This is a genomic window from Asanoa sp. WMMD1127, assembly GCF_029626225.1.
Lineage (GTDB): Bacteria > Actinomycetota > Actinomycetes > Mycobacteriales > Micromonosporaceae > Asanoa.
Genome location: NZ_JARUBP010000001.1, coordinates 1,158,363 through 1,173,394 on the forward strand (window position 1 = coordinate 1,158,363; position 15,032 = coordinate 1,173,394).

16 protein-coding genes, 1 tRNA gene and 1 riboswitch are annotated in these 15,032 nt (G+C 70.1%); of the genes, 8 read left to right on the plus strand and 9 right to left on the minus strand.

Features of this window, described 5'->3' with window-relative positions:
• Positions 1-706: 706 nt before the first annotated feature.
• The 3 genes from O7635_RS05750 to O7635_RS05760 all read right to left on the minus strand — a co-directional run bounded on the left by O7635_RS05750 (position 707) and on the right by O7635_RS05760 (position 2,338).
• Complete coding sequence (locus O7635_RS05750) at positions 707-1,243, minus strand: hypothetical protein (protein ID WP_278079366.1); 537 nt, start codon at positions 1,241-1,243, stop codon at positions 707-709.
• A 117-nt stretch (positions 1,244-1,360) separates the two neighbouring features.
• On the minus strand, positions 1,361-1,888 hold the full coding sequence (locus tag O7635_RS05755; protein ID WP_278079367.1) for a hypothetical protein: 528 nt from the start codon (positions 1,886-1,888) through the stop codon (positions 1,361-1,363).
• Positions 1,889-1,924: 36 nt separating this feature from the next.
• A complete protein-coding gene (locus O7635_RS05760; protein ID WP_278079368.1) occupies positions 1,925-2,338 on the minus strand; it encodes a MerR family transcriptional regulator in 414 nt (137 codons plus the stop codon).
• 54 nt (positions 2,339-2,392) lie between these two features.
• On the opposite strand from O7635_RS05760, the gene O7635_RS05765 reads away from it, so the two are divergent.
• Both O7635_RS05765 and O7635_RS05770 read left to right on the plus strand, forming a co-directional pair.
• Positions 2,393-3,085, plus strand: a complete 693-nt coding sequence (locus O7635_RS05765; protein WP_278079369.1) for an SDR family NAD(P)-dependent oxidoreductase — start codon at positions 2,393-2,395, stop codon at positions 3,083-3,085.
• Positions 3,086-3,610: 525 nt separating this feature from the next.
• Entirely contained in the window at positions 3,611-4,639 is a 1,029-nt protein-coding gene (locus O7635_RS05770) for a hypothetical protein (protein ID WP_278079370.1), read from the plus strand.
• Between the two features lie 53 nt (positions 4,640-4,692).
• Here the strand turns inward: O7635_RS05770 and ahcY are convergent, their stop codons facing one another.
• The 3 genes from ahcY to O7635_RS05785 all read right to left on the minus strand — a co-directional run bounded on the left by ahcY (position 4,693) and on the right by O7635_RS05785 (position 8,039).
• Positions 4,693-6,141 (minus strand): adenosylhomocysteinase, encoded by a 1,449-nt coding sequence (gene ahcY / locus O7635_RS05775; RefSeq protein ID WP_278079371.1) that lies wholly within the window; start codon positions 6,139-6,141, stop codon positions 4,693-4,695.
• Between the two features lie 15 nt (positions 6,142-6,156).
• Positions 6,157-6,237: riboswitch (S-adenosyl-L-homocysteine riboswitch) on the minus strand.
• A gap of 18 nt (positions 6,238-6,255) precedes the next feature.
• Positions 6,256-6,918 carry a response regulator transcription factor gene (locus tag O7635_RS05780; RefSeq protein ID WP_278079372.1) on the minus strand — a complete coding sequence of 221 codons (663 nt, stop codon included), beginning with the start codon at positions 6,916-6,918 and terminating at the stop codon, positions 6,256-6,258.
• Entirely contained in the window at positions 6,915-8,039 is a 1,125-nt protein-coding gene (locus tag O7635_RS05785; RefSeq protein ID WP_278079373.1) for a sensor histidine kinase, read from the minus strand. The genes O7635_RS05780 and O7635_RS05785 overlap by 4 nt, the downstream gene beginning before the upstream one ends.
• A gap of 110 nt (positions 8,040-8,149) precedes the next feature.
• On the opposite strand from O7635_RS05785, the gene O7635_RS05790 reads away from it, so the two are divergent.
• A tRNA-Arg gene (locus tag O7635_RS05790) sits at positions 8,150-8,225 on the plus strand.
• Positions 8,226-8,457: 232 nt separating this feature from the next.
• Here O7635_RS05790 and O7635_RS05795 read toward each other — a convergent pair.
• The gene (locus tag O7635_RS05795) at positions 8,458-8,997 is read right to left on the minus strand and encodes a TetR/AcrR family transcriptional regulator (RefSeq protein ID WP_278079374.1); all 540 of its coding nucleotides are present in this window, start codon (positions 8,995-8,997) and stop codon (positions 8,458-8,460) included.
• 72 nt (positions 8,998-9,069) lie between these two features.
• Between O7635_RS05795 and O7635_RS05800 the strand changes: the two genes are divergently transcribed.
• Both O7635_RS05800 and O7635_RS05805 read left to right on the plus strand, forming a co-directional pair.
• The gene (locus O7635_RS05800; protein ID WP_278079375.1) at positions 9,070-9,534 is read left to right on the plus strand and encodes a nuclear transport factor 2 family protein; all 465 of its coding nucleotides are present in this window, start codon (positions 9,070-9,072) and stop codon (positions 9,532-9,534) included.
• A gap of 526 nt (positions 9,535-10,060) precedes the next feature.
• Complete coding sequence (locus O7635_RS05805; RefSeq protein ID WP_278079376.1) at positions 10,061-10,714, plus strand: NUDIX domain-containing protein; 654 nt, start codon at positions 10,061-10,063, stop codon at positions 10,712-10,714.
• Between the two features lie 19 nt (positions 10,715-10,733).
• Here the strand turns inward: O7635_RS05805 and O7635_RS05810 are convergent, their stop codons facing one another.
• Positions 10,734-11,330 carry a hypothetical protein gene (locus tag O7635_RS05810; RefSeq protein ID WP_278079377.1) on the minus strand — a complete coding sequence of 199 codons (597 nt, stop codon included), beginning with the start codon at positions 11,328-11,330 and terminating at the stop codon, positions 10,734-10,736.
• A 684-nt stretch (positions 11,331-12,014) separates the two neighbouring features.
• Complete coding sequence (locus O7635_RS05815; protein WP_278079378.1) at positions 12,015-12,713, minus strand: VOC family protein; 699 nt, start codon at positions 12,711-12,713, stop codon at positions 12,015-12,017.
• Positions 12,714-12,797: 84 nt separating this feature from the next.
• Here O7635_RS05815 and O7635_RS05820 point away from each other — a divergent pair, with 84 nt between their 5' ends.
• The 3 genes from O7635_RS05820 (at position 12,798) to prfH (ending at position 15,030) form a co-directional block, all read left to right on the plus strand.
• Complete coding sequence (locus O7635_RS05820; RefSeq protein WP_278079379.1) at positions 12,798-13,145, plus strand: hypothetical protein; 348 nt, start codon at positions 12,798-12,800, stop codon at positions 13,143-13,145.
• A 122-nt stretch (positions 13,146-13,267) separates the two neighbouring features.
• Positions 13,268-14,428: an RNA ligase RtcB family protein gene (locus O7635_RS05825; protein WP_278079380.1), complete on the plus strand. Its 1,161-nt coding sequence runs from the start codon at positions 13,268-13,270 to the stop codon at positions 14,426-14,428.
• A complete protein-coding gene (prfH, locus tag O7635_RS05830) occupies positions 14,425-15,030 on the plus strand; it encodes a peptide chain release factor H (RefSeq protein WP_278079381.1) in 606 nt (201 codons plus the stop codon). Before O7635_RS05825 ends, prfH begins: the two co-directional genes overlap by 4 nt.
• The last annotated feature ends 2 nt before the right edge of the window (positions 15,031-15,032 follow it).

Here is a 15,032-nt window from a genome sequence, read left to right on the forward strand (position 1 = left end):
AGCGCCGCCATGGCGGACGGATCGAGCGCTCGACAACGCGCGGCGCAGTCTCACGTTGCCAGTACCCTCCAGTCGAGAGCCGACGCGGCATCCCACCGCTTCGCGAAACGGCGCCCTCGGACAATGCGATGTGCCCGCCAATCGCAAGCCAACGCGCGACGCCCCAACGCTTGGCAACGCGGCACGCTCGCGCGCTGCGATGCGGCGGCCAGGCGCCGACCCAAACGCGGCGCCATCACTTCGGAAGGAGGGCGCGGTCGGATCCTGCGGCGCACCGGCCAATCGCCGGTCCGCGCGAGTTACCTCACCACTTCGCGACGCGACGCGCTCAGACGCGCGATGCGCCGGCCAATCGCGGGCCAACGCGCGACGCCCCACCGCTTGGCAACGCGGCACGCTCGGGCGCTGCGATGCGCCGGCCAGGCGGCGACCCAAGCGCGGCGCCATCACTTCGGAAGGAAGGCGCGGTCGGATCCTGCGGCGCGCCGGCCAATCGCCGGCCTGCGCGAAGCGCTTCAGCATTTCGCGACGCGGCGCGCTCGGACGCTGCAGTGGCCAACCGAGGCACGCGCGGCGCCCAGCACTTGGCGACGCGGCGCGCTCGGACGCTTCGGTGAGCCGGCCAATCGCTGGCCTGCGCGAAACGCTGCAGCACTTCGCGACGCGCTCGGACGCTGCAGTGGCCAACCAAGGCCCGCGCGGCGCCTTAGCGCTTGCCGACCCGGCGCGGTCGGACGCTTCGGTGGGCTGGCCAGTCGAGGGACAGCGCCCCGCCGATCGGGACGGCACGCCAGCGTTTCTCCGCGAGATGGAGAGCCGCGACCGCGGCGCGCGTTGCTTCAAGGGGCGGGGCGTCCTCTGGGCGGGTCGCGAACCACTGCGCCGTCAGCTTGTTCAGGTTGGTGGTCGGCTCGGCCGCGGCGGCCTCGACGAAGCCGCCGATGAGCTCGGCCCGCTGGATGCGATCCCGGTACTCGCGGATGAGCATCGCCGACCGTTCCGCCGCGTGCGGCGGGCGTCGGCCGGACTGGTGGGTCATGCTCTTGAACACGACCCCGCCGGCGATCGCGCCCCAGATCCCATCGGCGATGCGCATGGCGTCTTCGACCGTGAAGTGGACCAGGTCGTGCGGGACCTCGGCGGTGATGGGCCCAGCGTTCATCCGGTAGACGACGCCGTCGTCGCGCTCGATCAGGATCGAGCCCCAGGTATGGTCTTCCAGCCGCTCGAATGTCACCCGCACCAAATCAGCGTGACCCACGCTTGAGCGGGCCTCAACCGGTTAATGCTCGGAGACGGCACGCCAACGCGCGGCGCTTGCGGCCTGACCACTACAGCTGAAGAGACTCAGGCGGCGGTCTTAACCGGTTGAGGGACGTCGGCGGGTCAGGCCGCGGTCGCGGGCCAGGCGCGACAGGATGGCGCGGCTGCTCAGGGCGGTTCCACCCAGGGCGACCATCCCCACCCCCAGATCGACCGAGAGGCGGCCCTGTTTCGCCCAGTAGACGTCCTTCAAATCCAACAGGAGGGCGAACTCGTCGACGATCAATGCCAACCCCGACCCATAGACGACGCCGGTCAATGGGTGGCGGCGTTTGCGTTCGCAGCCGGCTACCGCCAGGGCGCCTACGGCGCTGACCATGCCGATTCCCCACATGTAGTGGTGGAAATGGACACCACCGACGCTGAGGTTGTGGAAGCGGGTGCCGCCCTGACGGATGCTGTAGGTGATCGCGCGGACAGCGCCGAACGTCACCGAGAAACCCAACCACGACCACAGGACAGAGCGGTCCTGCGGTTCGAGCTCCTCCCGGTACGCGCGACGGACCTCGGCGGGCGTCGGCACCGCGGCTTTCGACTTCGAGGGGCGGTCGGAGCCTTCGGCCATGCGGTCAACGTACCGCCGGATCAGGCGTTTTCGGGGTCAATCGCCCGAAGGCTCCCTGCTTCCGGACCACAGGTCGGCTGCGGTGCCCTCGGCCAGGCGCTTCTCGTATACGCGGACCTTGTAGCTGATCATGCTCAGGCCGACCGACAGCGCCGCCATCTGGGACTCGATACGTTCCTGGTGCGCGCGGAGCAGGGCCAGGCGCTCGGGCTCGTTGCCGGCGCCTTCGCGCACCAGGTCCGCGTACTTGCGGATCGCCTCGAGGGGCATCCCCGATTCGCGCAGTCGGGCGCACAGCTCGACCCAGCCGATGTCGTCGTCCGAGAAAACCCGCCGGCCGCCCGGGTCGCGCACGATCGGCCCGACGAACAGCCCTTCCCGCTCGTAGAACCGCAAAGCGTGCACGCTGAGCCCGGTGCGGGCGGCGACCTCGCCGATGCCGTACGCCATGACCGGAGGTTAGCGCTTGAGCTAGAGCCCGCTCTAGGTCATATGGTCCGCGGCATGACAGTCACCCTGATCACCGGAGGATCCGCGGGCATCGGCGCCGCAACCGCGCGGCAGCTGCTTGCCCTCGGTCAGCGCGTCGCGGTTACGGGCCGCCGGGCCGACAAGCTGAACCGGTTCGCTGACGACAACCCCGAGGCGCTGACGCTCGTCTCCGACAGCGGGGTGCCCGCCGAGGTGCAGGCGGCCGTGGACAGCACGGTGGGCAAGTTCGGGCGGTTGGACAACATCGTCGCCAACGCCGGGTACGCCACCCACGACGGCCTCGACGACGGCGACCCCGACGGCTGGCGCGACATGGTGCTGACCAACGTCCTCGGCCCGGCGGCGCTGATCCGGGCCGCGCTCCCCCATCTCGCCGCCGCCCGCGGCCGCATCGTCCTGGTCGGCAGCGTCGCGGGCCTGCTGCACACGCCGGGCAACATCTACGGTGCGACGAAGTGGGCCTTAACCGGTTTGGCCGGCAATACGCGGCAACTGGTGAGCGCGAAGGGGATCGGCGTCACGCTCGTTTCGCCCGGCGGCACGGAGACGGACTTCTTCGGGCCGATCGGCGGACCGCCGGCGGACCGGCCTGGCGGCTACCTGACCGCGGACCAGGTCGCGGCCAGCATTGTGTGGGCGCTGAACCAGCCCGAGGGCGTGGACATCAGCACGATCACCATGCGCCGAATCGGTTCACCTGTCTGACCATCGTCGGCCTTGCCGGCGGCCAGGCTTGGACACGCGTGGTGTGGCGCTCCGTCGCGTCGGCAATGGGAGGGTTTGACTCGAGTTGGTGCACCGGCGCGATGTCCGGCTGACCACGCGCATAAGAGGCGACAACGCTGCGACCATCACCCACGGACGGCGCGGCCATCGCGGCGCGGAAGTTGCGGCCATCGCAGAAAACGGCCGCTAGGCCGTCGCGACGCGGGCGGCGCCGCACGGGCAGCACGGCACGGGCAGCACGGCACAGGCAGCACGGCACAGGCAGCACGCCACAGGCAGCACGGCACAGGCAGCACGGCACAGGCAGCACGGCACAGGCAGCACGGCACAGGCAGCACGGCACAGGCAGCACGGCACAGGCAGCACGGCACAGGCAGCACGGCACAGGCAGCACGGCACAGGCAGCACGGCACAGGCAGCACGGCACAGGCAGCACGGCAACCGCCGCAAGAGGCGCGCGGCCGTCGACGGAAGGGCTGGGCGGCCGACCCGTACCATTCCCCGATGCGATGGAACCGCAAGCAATCCCTGGCCGACCTGTGCACGGCGCTGGCGGAGGCGATCGACCAGCACGACGAGGGCGCCGCGAGGAAGGCGTTCAAGGCCATCGTCAAAGAAGCCGCCCGTGCCGAGCCCGCCCAGCTGACCGAGGCGCTGCACGCGCTCCGGCCAGGATTGGCCCGGGTCCCGCTCGGCCACGGCGCAAACATGGCCGCCCTCGCCGGCGGCCTGGTCGAAGCCGGCGCCGACCCGACCGCCGCCCTCGACGTGCTGGCGGAACGGGTCGCGGTCGGCCTGGAGCAAGCGGCCCGCTTCCCGGAGCTCGCCGACGCGGACGCCGCGGAACCAACAGACAGCGCCACCGCGAAGGCGATCGTCGAGCGCGTCGCGGCCGCCGGCAACCTCGACATGGACGAGGCCTCGGCGGTGACCCAGTCGTGGTTCACCGTCAACGAATGGATCCCGGCGCTCCTGCTCCCGTTGCAGCAGAAGGCCGGCCGCGCCGCGCTCCCACAGCGGCAGCGACTGATCGAGGCGGCATCCGTCGCACCTGACCGGATCGACGCGGCACAGTGGTTGCTCGGGCTGCTACTCGTGCTCGACGACGAGCCGCTCGTCGTCATCGATCGGGCTTCCGGCAAGGTCTTCGAGGTCACCATCAGCGGCGTCGGCGACAACTTCCAGCTGCACACCCTGCTCGCGCACCTGCTGATCGGCGGCGGCCACCTCCCGGGTACGCCACCGCAGCCGGACTGGGTCGCCGCCGCCACTGACGGGCCGCTGGAGCCGGCGGGGCCGATCCACGGCCAGTTCAACCTCGTCGACGCGGGCGGAAAGTGGATCTGGAACGAGGGCCGGCCCGTCGACATCGAGCCCGTCGCCGGCCGGCGGATCGTCGTGCTGGACCCACCGCCGTACGAGCGGTCGTGGAATGTCGGTCGGGTCTATCCGTTGATGCGCCCGGAGATCCGGCTCGACGCGGTCGCCCAGGAAGCGCAGGACTGGCTTCGGCTCATCAGCCCGGCCAAGTAGGAGCGAACGGCCCGGGTCCACAAGGGACCCGGGCCGCCGCGAACAGCAGACGATCAGTACCGGTAGTGCTCCGGCTTGTAGGGACCCTCGACGTGCACGCCGAGGTACTCCGCCTGCTTCTTGGACAGCTCGGTCAACCGCACGCCGAGCGCGTCCAGGTGCAGCCGGGCCACCTTCTCGTCGAGGTGCTTGGGCAGCACGTAGACGCCGGTGGCGTACTCGCCCTGCCAGAGTTCGAGCTGCGCCAGCACCTGGTTGGCGAACGAGCTCGACATCACGAAGCTCGGGTGCCCGGTCGCGTTGCCCAGGTTCATCAGCCGGCCCTCGGAGAGCACCAGGATCGCGTGCCCGTCCGGGAAGCGCCACTCGTGCACCTGCGGCTTGACCTCGGTCTTGACGACGCCGGGTACGCGGGCCAGACCGGCCATGTCGATCTCGTTGTCAAAGTGCCCGACGTTGCCGACGATCGCGTTGTGCTTCATCCGCGCCATGTGGTCGGCGCTGATGATGTCGACGCCGCCGGTCGTGGTGATGAAGATGTCGGCCGTCTCGACCACGTCGTCCAGTCGCACGACCTGCAGGCCGTCCATCGCCGCCTGCAGCGCGCAGATCGGGTCGATCTCGGTGACGACGACGCGGGCGCCCTGGCCCCGCAACGCCTCCGCCGAGCCCTTGCCGACGTCGCCGTAGCCGCAGACCACGGCCAGCTTGCCGCCCAGCATCACGTCGGTGGCCCGGTTGAGGCCGTCGGTCAGCGAGTGGCGGATGCCGTACTTGTTGTCGAACTTGGACTTCGTGACCGAGTCGTTGACGTTGATGGCCGGGAACAGCAGGGTCCCCGCCCGAGCCAGCTCGTAGAGCCGCGTTACGCCGGTCGTGGTCTCCTCGGAGACGCCGCGCATGCCGGCCGCGATCCGGGTGAACCGCTGGCCGTCCTCGGCGATGCTGGTCCGGAGGGTCTCCAGGATCAGCCGGTACTCCTCGTGATCGTCCTCTGTGGCCGCCGGCACCATGCCCGCCGCCTCGAACTCGACACCCTTGTGCACCAGCAGCGTGGCGTCGCCGCCGTCGTCGACGATCAGGTTCGGGCCCTGCCCGTCGCCGAAGTCGAACAGTCGCATGGTGCACCACCAGTACTCGGCCAGCGTCTCGCCCTTCCAGGCGAACACCGGCGTGCCGGCGGGTGCGTCAACCGTCCCGTTAGGACCGACGACGACCGCGGCCGCCGCTTCATCCTGAGTGGAGAAGATGTTGCAGGAGACCCAGCGGACATCGGCGCCGAGCGCGACGAGCGTCTCGATCAGCACCGCCGTCTGCACGGTCATGTGCAGCGAGCCCGCGATCCGGGCGCCGCGCAGCGGCTGCTGGTCGGCGAACTCGCGGCGGAGCGCCATCAGGCCGGGCATCTCGTGTTCGGCCAAGCGGATCTGGTGCCGGCCGAAGGTGGCGAGGTCGAGGTCGCGCACGGCGAACTCGACACCGTTGACGGTCTGGGCGTGCATTTAGGCACCTCCCGTGATCAGGAGGCGCCCTTGGGAATCAAAGGGCCTGACCGAGCGTGGCGGACCCGGTGGTCCGTCGCAGCGCCTCTCGGCCGGCCCATCCACCATAACGCGTCACCGGAATGTGGTCACAAGTCCCATTTCATAAGCCATGATCACCAGGTGTACGCGGTCCCGCGCGTCCAGCTTCGTGAACAGCCGCGCGACGTGCGTCTTCGCCGTGGCCACGCTGATCACCAGCCGCTCGGCGATCTCCGTGTTGGAGAGCCCCTGCCCGACCAGCGTCAACACCTCCCGCTCACGCTCGGTGATGCCCTCCACCGGGATGACCTTCGCCGGCGTGGCCGGGCGGCCCGCGAACTCGGCGATCAGTCGGCGGGTGACGCTGGGTGCGATCAGCCCGTCACCGGCGGCGACCACCCGCACGGCGTCGAGAATGTCGTCGAGCGCCATGTCCTTGACCAGGAACCCGCCGGCCCCGGCCCGAAGGGCGCCGTAGACGTTGTCGTCGTCGTCGAACGTGGTCAACATGATCACGTGGGCGGGCGAGCCGCCTTCGACGATCATGCGAGTGGCGGCGATGCCGTCCATGACCGGCATCCGGATGTCCATCACCACGACGTCTGGGGCCAGTTCCCGGGTGAGGTGGACGGCCTGGACGCCGGTGCCGGCCTCCCCGACCACGGTCAGGTCCGGGGTATCCGAGATCAACACCCGCAGCCCGGCCCGGACGAGGGGCTGGTCGTCGGCGAGCAGCACCCGAATACGTTCCGTCATGGCGCGTCCGCCGGGATCGGGAGGACGGCGCGGACCTCGAAGCCGCCCTCGGCGCGCGGGCCGGCGGTCAGCTCGCCGCCGAGGAGGGCGGCCCGCTCGCGCATGCCGGGCAGGCCGTAGCCGGTGCCCGCGTCGGTGCCGCCCCGGCCGGCGTCGCTTACGACGATGGTGAGTACGTCTAGTGCGTACTCGATGATGATCGTGCAGTTGGTGGTCTGAGCGTGCCGCACGACGTTGGTGAGCGCCTCCTGGATGATCCGGTAGGCGGCGACGTCGATGTCGGCCGGCAACGCCCGCTGCTCCCCCGAAATCCGCACCTCGGCCCGGACGCCGGCGGCTTCGGTGGCGGTCACCAGCTGCCCGAGCTCGGCCAGGCCCGGCGTGGCGGCCGGCGCGTCGTCGCTGCGCCGGAGCGCGACCAGGGTGCGGCGGAGCCCGGCGAGCGTCTCCCGGCTGGCGGTCTCGATCGTGTCGAGCGCCTTGCGGGCCTCCTCGGGCTGCGTCTCGATCACCCGTCGCCCGACGCCGGCCTGGATGGCGATCACGCCGATGCTGTGCGCGACCTGATCATGGAGGTCCCGCGCGATCTGGAGGCGCTCCTTGGTGACCGCCTCGGCGGCGGCCCGGCTGAGCAGGGCAGAGTTGTAGTCGCGCCGCTGCCGGACGGCGGTGCCCGCGAGCCAGGCGACCACCACGCCGAGGAGCAGGGCGATCACGACATTGACATAGTCAGCGCCGCCGTCGAGGTAGAGCGCCGCCGCGGCGACCTGGGCGACCAGGGCGGTCACCGCCGCGCCACCGGCGGCCAGCCGCGACCGGGTGGCGGCCAGGTAGGCGACCGCCACGTCGAGCACCACTGCCTGGAGACCGCCGACGAGCCCGGTCGGCCCCAGCGGCGCGAGGCCGACCACGCCGAACAGCAGCAGGACGAACCCGACCAGAGGCCACCGCGGCAGCAGAATCGCGGGCAACCCGAGCACGACGACGGGCAGCGCGATCGCCGGGCCGGTCAGGGGATCATTGAGGCTGACAACGGCAAGAGCGAGAGCAAGGGGGTACGCGGCCAGGGCGACCCACGACAGAGCGGCCGAGGATCCCCGGTGCGCGACGGTGGCGGTCATGCGGTCGATGGTAGGTATCCGCAGGTGAGAGCGAGTCGGCCCGCGGATGTAAGACCCGGGGCTGACATGCGGGAACCACGACCGCCCAAGTCGGTACACTCTTCACTCGCGCCCTCGTAGCTCAGGGGATAGAGCATCGGTTTCCTAAACCGTGTGTCGCAGGTTCGAATCCTGCCGGGGGCACCATCTCCTCTCTCGCGCGCGAGAGAGGAGATGGTGCTGATTCCCCCCTGGGGCTCGAGCCCCAGACCCCACGGCGGTCGGCGCCGTCGCTACACAGGCCTCGACGTGAGACCGCTGCCCCGGGGGTCTCGTGCTCGTCGGCGGGCGACGCCCGCGGGCAACCAGCCGGCGCACCCACCGCAACATCCGCTCATGCCGATGAGCGTGCATGTGCTCATGTCTGGACTGGCCGGAATTATCGGATGGCGAAGCCGTCCAGGATGACCTCGACAGCGCGATCGAGCACGGCCGCCGGAACCGGCGTCGCTGCGGCGGTCTGGGCCAGGCCGCGGATTAGCAAGTAGAGCTCCTCGACACCGACGTCCGGCCGGACGCTGCCGGCGGCCTGGGCGCGGCGCAGCGCCGTGTCGACCGCCGACTTGAGTTCGGACGACACCGCGACGATGGCCGGGGGGGCATCGCCGCCCAGCATTGAGGCCAGCGTGAGCTTGCTGGCGCCTCTCTGGATCATCTCGTGGATCAGCGTGGACAGCGCCGCAGACGGGTCGGGCGCGCTGGCTGCGGCCCGGGTGCGGTCGAGTAGGCCGGTGAAGTGCCGCACCAGGGCGGCCTCGACCAACGCCTCCTTGGTCGGGAAGTGCCGGAACACGGTGGCGATACCGACGCCGGCCAGCCGCGCCACCTCTTCGGTCGAGCCGGCCTCGCCACGCGTGCCGAAGACGTGGTCGGCGGCGCTGAGGATGCGCTCGCGGTTCTCCCGTGCATCCTGGCGCATGCGAGCACTTTAACCGAAGTGCCGACTTCGCTACAGTAAACGGAGTCCAGACTTCGCTGAAGGGCAGGGACCATGCGTACACCCGAGGAGACCGTCCGCACCGTGGCCGCCGGGGTCTGCCGCATCATGCGCGGCGGCCTCACTACGGCCGAAGAGGTGGCACAGTTCGACGAACTGGCCGCCTGTTACGCCGAGCACACCGACGTGCGGCACCCCCTCAACCCGCTCGGCGACACCCCGCTGCGCAGCCGGGCCGCGCTGCGCGAACACTTCTCCGCCGGCACCCGCCCCACCGGCGTCCAGCGCTACGACGTCGTTGACGACCACGTGCACACGACGGCCGATCCCGAAGTCGTGATCTTCGAGTTCCGGTACGCCGGCATGGTCGACGGCCGCCCCTTCACGATGCCGTGCATCTTCGTCGTGCGGGTCTGCGACGGCGAGATCGTCGAGTCCCGCGACTACGTCGACCACGTAGCCGGTGCCCGCGCGTTCGGCCGCCTGCCCGCTCTGGCCGCCGCACTGACCACCGATTGATCGCCACACCGGCCGGGCGCGGCGCGATCATACGATCAGGTGCGCGGCCCGGTGCATCGACGCCCGGTACCGGCGACGTCTGCGATTGCAGATCTGATGCGATCAAAGCCGAAGGCTCACAGCGCGCACCGGCCGCGCCTGTCCTCAGGTGGAGGCCGGAACCACGGCACGCACTGATCTGCCGCGGACAACGGGTGCTGGGCAGGATGACGGTCGCGTTTGGTCAAGCCGAGCCATGAACCGGCGACACCTGACAGCGGCGGCGAAACTCCCCCCGCCAACGCTCCACCTGCTCGTCGTCATGCAGAAAGGCACCGCCCAGGTCGGGCGCATCGATTCCATGGAGAAGGTCGAGCGCCCACCAGACCACTTCGTCAAGGACCAGGCGATCGGCTGGGGGCCTGTGCCATTGAGCGGCCCACCGGTCTGCTTGGTCACGGGTGCGTGTGCCGTCCAGCACGGCGGTTAACCACTCATCAATCTCTTCCCGCGTCGGCGGAAGCTCCTGCCCTACCACTCTTTCAGCATGCCGCACGTCACTGTCGCCGCACTGATTTGCCGCGAACCGCTCGTCACGCTTGGAGGGCCGACCGGCCCTCGCGCCGCACGACTGCTGTTGGATGTCCTTATGGCTGACCAGTCGCCGCTCTCGGCGGACGAATTGCTGGACATCGTGGACGAGCACGACCGGGTGGTTGGGCAGGCGCCGCGCAAGGAGGCGTACGCCCACAGATTGCGGCACCGCTGCGTGTTCGTGCTAGCACGAGACGCGCAGGGGCGCGTCTTCGTGCACCGCCGCACCGCACGGAAGCTCGTCTTCCCATCGCTGTACGACATGTTCGTCGGCGGCGTGGTCGGCACGGGCGAATCGTACGACGAGGCAGCACTGCGCGAGGCCGAGGAGGAGTTGGGAGTGCCGGGGCTGCCCGCGCCCGTACCGCTGTTCAAATTCCTCTACGAGACCCCCGAGCACGCATGGTGGTCCGCTGTCTACGAGATACGGTGTGCGTTGCCGGTCGACCCACAGGCCGAGGAGGTCGCCTGGCACGCGTTCCTCACCGTCGAGGAGTTGGAACGGCGGCTCACCGAATGGACCTGGGTGCCGGACGGCATGGACGCGTACCGCCGGCTGTTAGCGTGGCGAACCAACCAGGCCGAGCAGCGTGTGCATCTTCGATAATCACAAAAACCCACCATCTTCATCGATCGCCCAGGAAACCTCCCTCACACCAGAGGGTTGCTTGGCGGGTACGTCGGAAGTACGACCAGCCAGCGAGGGGGAGCGCCACCATCCACGCCAGGAAGATGGGCAGGCCGACCAGCGCGCCGGTGATCGTGAACGGATCAGCGGGGCTCGCCTCGGCGATGGCACGGGGAATCTGGACGGGAAGGGTGAGTGCGTAGCCGATCATCAGAGCGGAGCCGAGCACGGTCGGTGTAAGCGGGAACCATGCTGGAACCCGGCGTCCGCCGAGCAGTGGTATCCAGTGTGGATAGACGAGCCCCCAAGGGCTGATGAGGCCCAGTGAGAGTATGCCCCCGAGAATGGCGAGCAGCATCAGCACGGCAAGGTAGAACCCTCCGGCGGGTATGCCCAAGATGCCGTCCGGAAGACTCTCCGTGCCGTTGCTGCGGCCGTGGTACCAGGCGTCGAAGCTCTTCGGGTGAGCGAGAAAGGGTATCCCGAAGATCCAGGGTAGATGCAGGGGCACGAAACCGAGGATGGGTGCCATCCAGCCGACCGTTCCAGCGATTCGCGCCCATCGGGGCGGGCCAGCAACTTCGATGTCGTCCATGGACGTGAGTCTTCGCGTAGTGGCGCCGGGCCACCTCCCCCCGAGGAGGGAGCCTCCTCCCCCGCCGCGGTGGTGATTCAGCGGTCTGACCGGCCGGGAAAGGCTGGATGGACACGCTGCTGCGTCCGCAGGTATTTGCGCACCTCCTTCGGCAAGATCACGTGCGCTCTTCTGCCGCGCGTCGCGCGCTCCGCAACGTCAGTCTCTCCTTCAGGTCGACGGCCGGCGTCGATGCGATCACGTCCCTACTCTCGGGGGTGCTGACGCCACGACTCAGCGAAGATCAACCACTGTGGAGGCGTTGACGACCGGCAAGCGCTCACCTCGGAAGCACCGGCCGCCGCGTACCGCAGCCTGCGGGCCGCATCTCGGCTCACCGCCGCTCGGCGAAGGCGGCCAGCCGGTCGCCGACCGGGCATATTCGCGGGCGATGCCCGCCGAACACCTCACCGCCGTCGCGTACGTAACGCAGCCTCGCATTGCACCGTCCACACCATGGAGACACACGTCAGAGTTCGGGACCTGTGCCTCGCCCGGCTCGGACCGCGCCGGCGTGCCGTACTCGTCTGTTGCGACCTGTCCCTCGATCGTCCAAGCCAGCACCTCGTCGGTTCGTGACGCCGGTGCCGACCGCCACGCCACCCAACGAGGTGGCGCGCAGCCGGGGGCGCCAGTCGCGGGGCTTCAGCGGTTCGCGGCCGAAACGTCGACGCAGATGATTCCCTGGTTGCCGTCCTGGTCGGCGATCACCGTGAGCGCGGGCGCGTCGCTGTCGTCGACGACGGTCCCGCCCGCGGCGACGGCGGCGGCGATCCGTTGCTCGGCCACCTCGGGCGCCACATAGACCTCGACGTGGAACCGCTGATTCGAGGTCTCGTCGGCGTCCCCGAACCACAGGTTCGGCACCCGCCCGGTGGCGTCCCGGATCTCGTCGCTGGGGGAACCGTGGCCCTGGGACTCGGCCTTGCCCGTCAGCAGGGCCGCCCACACCGGGGCGATGGTCGCGGACCGCGCCGTGTCGAGGCCGAGCTCGATCATGCTGACCGCGCCCGGGTCCGCGTCGACCTTGTGGTCGGCGGCGATCTCGGTGATCCGCCGCGCGAGGTCGATGTCCTGCTGGGTCACCCACTGGACGACGTGTTCGGTGCCCTCGCCGTCGCGGTAGATGGCGTCGTCGCTGACCAGCTTGAGGTCGACGTAGCCCTTGCCGATCGACACACTCGGATGATGGTTGAGCGCGTCGCCCGCCTCGCCGACCGCAGCCACGAACCGCGCGGCGGCGCCGAAGTCGTCGACCACATAGCGGGCATGCAGTCCCTGGGCCAGCTTGCGCCAGTCGGTCAGATTGGCTTCGGCGATCTTGTCGCCCCTCAGCATGTCCATAGACGGGGACCTTAGTTCACCGCACGTGGTACGGAGACCCGCGGACAGTGACGTGGCCGGCCGGATCGAGTTATGGAGGACTGGGTGACGCGGCGATGGCTGTTCGGTTTGGCCCTGGCGCTGGTGGCCGCGTGCGGGCTCTGGTTGTGGGCGGTCGGGCCACCGTTCAGCAAGGGGGCGCCCGATCCCGAGCTCGAGGTACGCAACGAGCAGGCGGCGCCGTTGACGATCGAGGTGTCGACCGGCGGCGAGAAGCGGCGGTTCGTGGCGCCGGCCGGCGGCGACTTGGGCATCCGGGTCGACGACGAGTGCGACTCCAGCAAGGTGACGGCGCTGACCGCCGGCCGGGTGGTGGCCCGCCTCGACGACCCGTTCTGCGCGGCGAAGACCTGGACCGTCCACGCCGACGGCACAACGGAGTTGACCGGTTAATCAGTTGCCCACCGCGGCGTCTTCGCTGACAGTTGATCCATGACGTTCTGACGGGCAGCACCCTCAACAGCCGCGCACCGCGCGCTTCCCCGTTACCTCCTTCCCGTGAAGAGAGAGCGTCCGTGTCTTCCGCGCATCTCCAGGCGACCGTGACCGTGTTCGCCTCGTCCCGCAGTTGGATCGAGTCCGACGCCGTCGACCAGTGTCGGCACGTGGCCGGGCTCGCCGGCATGCTGCACGTCGCCGGCATGCCCGATCTGCATCCCGGCAAGGGTGCGCCGATCGGCGCCGCCATGCTGTCGACCGTGCTCTACCCGCACCTGGTCGGCTCCGACATCGGGTGCGGCATCGCCGTGTTCCCCGTCGCCCTCAAGCGCGCCGTGCCCGAGCAGCTGGCGCGGCGCTTCCCCGACCTCGACCAGCCGCTGGATCCCGAGGAGGAGGACGACATTCCCGGCGGGTACGTCGAGAGCCTCGGCACCGTCGGCCGTGGCAACCACTTCGCCGAGCTGGCCCGGATCCACACGGTCCTCGAACCGGCCCACGCCGACCGGCTCGGGCTCGCGAAGAACAGCCTCGTGCTGATCGTCCACAGTGGCTCCCGGGGCTTCGGCGAGCGGATCCTGCGCGCCCACACCGAGCGCCACGGCGCGGGCCCGGCGCCCGACCCGGCGGCCTATCTGGCCCAGCACGACCTGGCCGTGCGATGGGGCTCGCTGAACCGGCGGCTGATCGCCGAGCGGGTGCTGCGGGCCATCGGCGCGCCGGTGACCGACCCCATCGTGGACCTGAGCCACAACCTGGTCGAGGTACGCGAAGACGGCGCCTACCTGCATCGCAAGGGCGCTGCTCCGGGCGACGGGCGGGACGTGCTCATCGCCGGCACGCGCGGCACCCTCTCGTACCTCGTCGCCGCGCACGCCGGCCCCGAGGCCAACCACTCGGTCGCGCACGGGGCCGGGCGCAAGATGTCGCGGGCCGACGCGCTGCGCCGTGGCAAAGCCAAGCACACCGTCGAGGAGCTGCGCCGCACCCCGCTGGGCTCCGTCGTCGTCTGCGGCGACCGCCAGTTGCTGTTCGAGGAGGCGCCGACCGCTTACAAGCGGATCGAGCAGGTGGTCGGCGACCTGGCCGAGCACGGACTGGCCACCCCGATCGCGACGACGGCGCCGCTGGTCACCTACAAGACCGCCGAGCGGCTCGCCGGTCGGCGGCGGGCCGCCGGTCAGGCGCACCCGGATGCCGGCGGCGGCGAGCCGGCGTTCGAGCGGTGGCGGTCATGACGCACCTGCTCATCTCGGCCGGTCGCGGTCCACAGGAGTGCGCCTGGGCAGTGGCCCAGCTGACGGTCCGCCTCGAGCGGGAGGCGGCGCGGCGGCGGCTCACCACTGAACGGGTCCAGGTGGTGCCCGCCGATCGACCGGGCACATACCGGTCGATCATCATCCGGATCTCCGGCGCGGAGGTTGACCGGTTCATCGCCGGCTGGACCGGCACGCTGTGCTGGCAGGCGCCGAGCCCGTACCGCCCCGGCACCAACCGCAAGAACTGGTACGTGGTCGCCCGGCCTTGCGATCTCGACCGCGCCCGCACGGCGTTCGACGAGGCCGACGTCGAGATCGTCGCGTGCCGAACGGGCGGCCCGGGCGGTCAGCACCGCAACAAGGCCAGCACCGCGGTGCGGGCCACCCACCGACCGTCCGGCGCCGTCGTGGTGGTCGACACGGAGCGCCAGTTCAGCCAGAACCGCCGGCTGGCGCTGTGCCAGCTCCGCGACCGCCTGGCCCGCGCCGACGACTCGGTGAACCGGTCCAGCGACACGGCGCTCTGGCACATCCACGACGAGCTGGTGCGCGGCGACCCGGTGCGGGTCGAACGGCCGTGATG